General features: G+C 65.2%; 1 protein-coding gene. It reads left to right on the forward strand.

Annotated features, from left to right (window positions below; all coding sequences use genetic code 11):
• Positions 1-5,827 (forward strand): non-ribosomal peptide synthetase (locus tag EK22_RS24815; protein WP_036254806.1); only part of this gene is annotated, 5,827 nt, incomplete at both ends.

Here is a 5,827-nt window from a genome sequence, read left to right on the forward strand (position 1 = left end):
GCCCGGCTGTACAAGACCGGCGACCTGGGCCGCTGGCGGGAAGACGGCAGCATCGAATTCCTGGACCGCAATGATTTTCAGGTCAAGGTGCGCGGCTTCCGCATCGAGCTGGGCGAGATCGAGGCGCAGCTGGCCGCTTGTCCTGGCGTGCACGAGGCCGTCGTCATTGCCCGTGAAGACCATCCCGGCGACAAGCGCCTGGTAGCCTATCTGACGGCTTCCGCCGAGCTCAACATTGATGAACTGCGTGCCCAGCTCAAGGCCGTGCTGCCCGAGTACATGGTGCCCAGCGCCTTTATGATCCTGGACGCGCTGCCGCTGACCCCGAACGGCAAACTGGACCGCAAGGCCCTGCCAGTGCCGGAGGGCGATGCTTATGGCGCACGTGAGTATGAAGCGCCGCAAGGTGAGCAGGAGGAAGCCCTGGCGGCGATCTGGCAGGATATCCTAGGGATCGAGCGCGTCGGACGCCATGACCACTTCTTCGAGCTGGGCGGCCATTCGCTGCTGGCGGTGCAGGTGATCACCCGCATCCGGCAGGGCATGGGATGCGAGCTGGCCTTGCGCGACCTGTTCGACCATCCGGTCCTGCAGGATCTGGCCAGACAGCTGCAACAGAGCGATGCAAACACTCTGGCGCCGATCGAGCGAGCCGATCGCGGCCAGCCTTTGCCGCTATCCTTCGCCCAGCAACGGCTCTGGTTCATCGCCCAGATGGAAGGCGCCAGCGAAGCCTACCATATCGCCGGCGGGATACGGCTGACGGGCGTGCTGGATGAGGCGGCCCTGCGGCGCGCGCTGGACCGGATCGTGGCCCGCCACGAGGCCTTGCGCACGCTCTTCATCGAGCAGGACGGCGAGGCCAGTCAACTGATTCTGAACACTAACGGCGGCTTCACGCTCTTGGAACACGATCTCAGTACCGACGCCAGCCCCTCGGCCGCCTTGGCCCGGCTCTCCGAACAGGAAGCCCAGGCGCCGTTCGATCTGGCCCGGGGCCCGCTGGCGCGAGGCCGCCTGGTCCGGCTGGCGGCCGACGAACACGTGTTGCTGATCACCCTGCATCACATCATTGCCGACGGCTGGTCCATGGGCGTGCTGATCGACGAACTGGGCCGCCTCTACGCGAGCTACAGCCGTGGCGAAGGCGACCCCTTGCCGCCGCTGCCGATCCAGTACGCCGACTATGCCGTCTGGCAGCGGCGCTGGGTCGAAGGCGAACAGCTGCACACCCAGGCGGCTTACTGGCGACAGACCCTTGCGGGCGCGCCCGCCCTGCTGGAACTGCCCAGTGACCGGCCGAGGCCGGCGCAACAGGACTATGCCGGCGCCCAGCAGGCCGTCCGGCTGGACGCCGACCTCAGCGCGCGGCTCAAAGCCTTCAGCCAGCAGCACGGCGCGACCCTGTTCATGACCCTGCTGGCCGGCTGGGCCCTGACCCTGTCGCGGCTCTCGGGCCAAGACGACCTGGTGATCGGTACGCCCTCGGCCAACCGGGGGCGGGCCGAAATCGAGGGCCTGATCGGCTTCTTCGTCAACACCCTGGCCCTGCGGATCGACCTGTCGGATTCGCCCACGGTCGCGGACCTGATCGAACGAATCAAAATCCAGACCCTCAATGCCCAGGCCCACCAGGACATCCCGTTCGAACAGGTCGTCGAAATCGTGCAGCCGCCTCGCAGCCTCGCGCATGCCCCGTTGTTCCAGGTCATGTTCGACTGGCAAAACACGCCCGGCGGGAAACTGAGCCTGCCCGGCCTCAGCCTGGCGCCGGTGGACGTGGCGCACGCCAGCGCCCAATTCGACCTCAGCCTCTCGCTGAAAGAAGACGGCGACGCCATCGTCGGCAGTCTCGAATATGCCACGGCGCTGTTTGACCAAGACACCGTCGCCCGTTACCTGGGCTACTGGCAAGCCCTGCTGGCCGGCATGGTGGCGGACGACAGCCAGGCCGTCACCCGTTTGCCGATGCTCGGCGAGGCCGAGCGCCGCCAGGTGCTGTACGGCTGGAACGCCACCCAGGCCGACTATCCTAAAGCGAGTTGCGTCCACGAACTGTTCGAGGCGCAGGCGTTGCAAACACCCGAGGCCGATGCCGTGGTATGGAACGGCGGCCGGCTGAGCTACGCCGAACTCAACGCCCGGGCCAACCGCCTGGCGCACCATTTACGCCGCATAGGCGTCGCTGCCGGCGATTTCATCCCGGTCGTTATGGCGCGCAGTGTGGAGATGCTGGTAGCGCAGCTGGCCGTACTGAAAAGCGGCTGTGCCTACGTGCCGATCGATCCGGAGTTTCCAGCGGACCGGCAGGCGTTCATGATCCAGGATTGTCAGGCCAGGCAGGTGATCGTTGCGCAAGACAGCGCGGCCGGCCGGGACTGGCCAGGCGTTCAGGTGCTTGACCTGGCGCAGGCAAACGAGGCCATCGCCCATTGCTCATCGGCCGATTTACACCTGCAAAGAGCGGCCGATACGCCGGCGTATATCATGTATACCTCAGGATCGACAGGCGTGCCCAAGGGCGTGATCGTTCCTCACCGCGCGATCAACCGGCTCGTCATCAACAATGGCTATGCGCGGATTGAGCCGACAGACTGTATCGCACACTGCAGCAACCCCGCCTTCGATGCCTCGACCTTTGAAATCTGGGGGGCTTTATTAAACGGTGCGCGCCTACTGATTATTCCGCAATCCGCCGTTCTTGAGCCTGAAACGTTCGCCCATAGCCTTACCGAGCAGGGCGCGACGACCCTGTTTTTGACGACGGCGCTGTTCAATCAATATGCCGTCATATTGCCTACGGCACTGGCTCGATTAAAACATTTGCTCTTCGGTGGCGAGAGGGCCTCCCCGGCTATTGCCAAGCAGTTCCTGGACAGCCAGCCTCAATGTCGCTTGCTTAATGTCTACGGCCCTACTGAAACAACGACATTTGCTACTTCCTATTCAGTTGAAGCCATCGCCGAGCAGGCCGAGAGCATTCCCATCGGCCGTCCGATCACGAATACCCAGATCTATATCCTGGACCCTCAGCGGCAACCGGTGCCTATTGGCGTGGCCGGCGAAATCTACATCGGTGGACCGGGCGTGGCGCAGGGCTACCTGAACCGGCCGGAACTGACCGCCGAGCGTTTCATCGCCGATCCTTTCGTCAACGAGCCCGGGGCTCAGCTTTACAAAACGGGTGATCTGGGCTGTTGGCGTGCGGATGGCAACATCGACTATCTGGGCCGCAATGACCATCAGGTCAAGATCCGCGGCTTCCGCATCGAACCGGGCGAGATCGAAGCCCGGCTGGCCGAATACACGGGAGTACGGGAAACGGCCGTGCTGGCCCGCGAGGACGTCCCTGGCGACAAACGCCTGGTGGCCTACTACACCGGCGACGCCGAAGTGACGGTGGACCGCCTGCGCGCGTACCTGGCCGAGACGCTGCCCGAGTACATGGTGCCCGCGGCTTTCGTGCCGCTGGAAGCGCTGCCGCTGACCGTCAACGGCAAGCTGGACCGCAAAGCGCTGCCGGTGCCGGAGGGCGATGCTTATGGCGCACGTGAGTATGAGGCGCCGCAAGGCGAGACGGAAGAAACCCTGGCCGCCCTCTGGACTGAACTGCTCAAGCTTGAACAGGTCGGCCGCCACGACAATTTCTTCGAACTGGGCGGACATTCGTTGCTGGCGGTGACCTTAATCGCGCGCATGCGCCGGGCCGGGCTGAACACCGACGTGCAAGCCTTGTTCACCACGCCGACGCTGGCCGGGCTGGCTGCCGCAGTCGGCGGCGATTCCCTGCAGGTCCTGGTGCCGCCTAACGCTATTCCGGCCGATGCGACGGCCATTACCCCGGACCTGCTGCCGCTGGTCAGTCTGGCGCAGGCCGATATCGACCGCATCACGGCCGCCGTGCCGGGCGGGGCGGCCAACGTGCAGGACATCTATCCGCTGGCGCCGCTGCAGGAAGGCATTCTGTTCCACCATTTGATGGAATCCGAAGGAGATGCCTACCTGCTGCCGCACCTGATGGCGTTCGACACGCGCGAGCGTCTCGACAGTTTCCTGAGCGCCCTGCAGGCGGTGATAGCGCGCCACGACATCCTGCGCACGGCCGTGGCCTGGGAAGGCCTGCCGGAACCGGTGCAGGTGGTCTGGCGGGCAGCGGAACTGGCGATCGAGGAGGTCGTCATCGACCCTGAAACCGGCGATACGGCCGAACAGTTGCAGGAACGTTACGATCCGAGACATTATCGCGTCGACGTGCGAGTCGCGCCGATGATCAACGGCTTTACCGCCCATGATCCCAGGGAAGGGCGTTGGCTGCTGTTGCTATTGACGCACCATCTGGCGCTCGATCACACCGCGCTGGCCATCCTGCTGGAAGAGATCCAGATGCACCAGCTGAATCAGGCAGAGCAACTGCCGGCGCCGCTGCCGTTCCGCAATTTCGTCGCGCAGGCCCGACTGGGGATGAAACCGGAAGAGCACGAAGCCTTTTTCCGCGGCATGCTGGCCGATGTCGACGAGCCGACGGCACCGTTCGGTCTGCTCGACGTATTGGGCGACGGCAGCGGTATTCAGGAAGCCGAGCTGACCGTCGCCACGGACCTGGCGCGCCGGCTGCGGGAACAGTCCCGGACCCTGGGCATCAGCGCCGCAGGTTTGTTCCATCTGGCCTGGGCCGCGGTACTGTCTCGGACCTCCGGGCGCGATGACGTGGTGTTCGGCACAGTGCTGTTCGGGCGCATGCAGAGCGGCGAGGGCGCCGGGCGGGTGCTGGGGATGTTCATCAACACCCTGCCGTTGCGCGTGCGGCTGGACCAGGGCAGTGTCCTGGAACAGGTCCGTGACGTGCAGAACCGGCTGGCCGGCCTGCTGCGCCATGAACATGCGCCGCTGAGCCTGGCGCAACGCTGCAGCGGCGTGCAGGCGCCGGCGCCGCTGTTCAGCGCACTGCTCAACTACCGGCACAGCCAGGTCGACGCCTCGGCGGACAGTGCCGCCGCCTGGCAGGGCATCGAAACCCTGTCGGGCGGAGAGCGCACCAACTACCCGATCGTGCTGGATGTGGACGACCTGGGCGAAGGCTTCTCGCTGACCGCGCAAACCCTGCCGCCAGTGGCGCCGGAAAGGTTGTGCGCGATGATGCACACGGCGCTGGAAAACCTGATCACTGCCCTGGAAAACGCACCGGATACCGCCATGGGCCGGATCGGCGTGCTGCCGGAGGCCGAGCGCCGCCAAGTGCTTTACGACTGGAACGCCACCCAGGCCGACTACCCTCAATATAACTGTGTCCATGAACTGTTCGAGGCGCAAGTGCGGGATACGCCCGATGCTCCGGCGGTGGTGTTCGAGGATCAGACGCTGAGCTATGCCGAACTCAACGCCCGGGCCAACCGCCTGGCGCACTACCTGCGCCGTTCGGGCGTGGGCCCCGATGTTCTGGTCGCGATCTGCGCCGAGCGCAGCCTGGAGATGGTGGTGGGTCTGCTGGGCATCCTGAAGGCCGGCGGCGCCTATGTGCCGCTGGACCCGGCCTATCCGGCGGACCGGCTGGCCTACATGCTGGCTGATGCCGCGCCCAGGGTGCTGCTGACGCAAGAGCGGCTCAAGGGCAGCCTGCCCTGGACCGAGTCCCGCATGATCGCACTGGACAGCGACTGGCGCCGGATCGCCGAACAGCCGGACACGAACCTGCCGCCGCAATCGCTGGGCCTGACCTCCCGGCACCTGGCCTACGTCATCTATACCTCCGGCTCGACCGGGCAGCCCAAAGGGGCGATGAACGAGCACCGCGGTGTGGTCAACCGGCTCAACTGGATGCAGAAAGCCT

The organism is Methylobacter sp. BBA5.1, from assembly GCF_000746145.1.
GTDB lineage: Bacteria > Pseudomonadota > Gammaproteobacteria > Methylococcales > Methylomonadaceae > Methylobacter > Methylobacter marinus.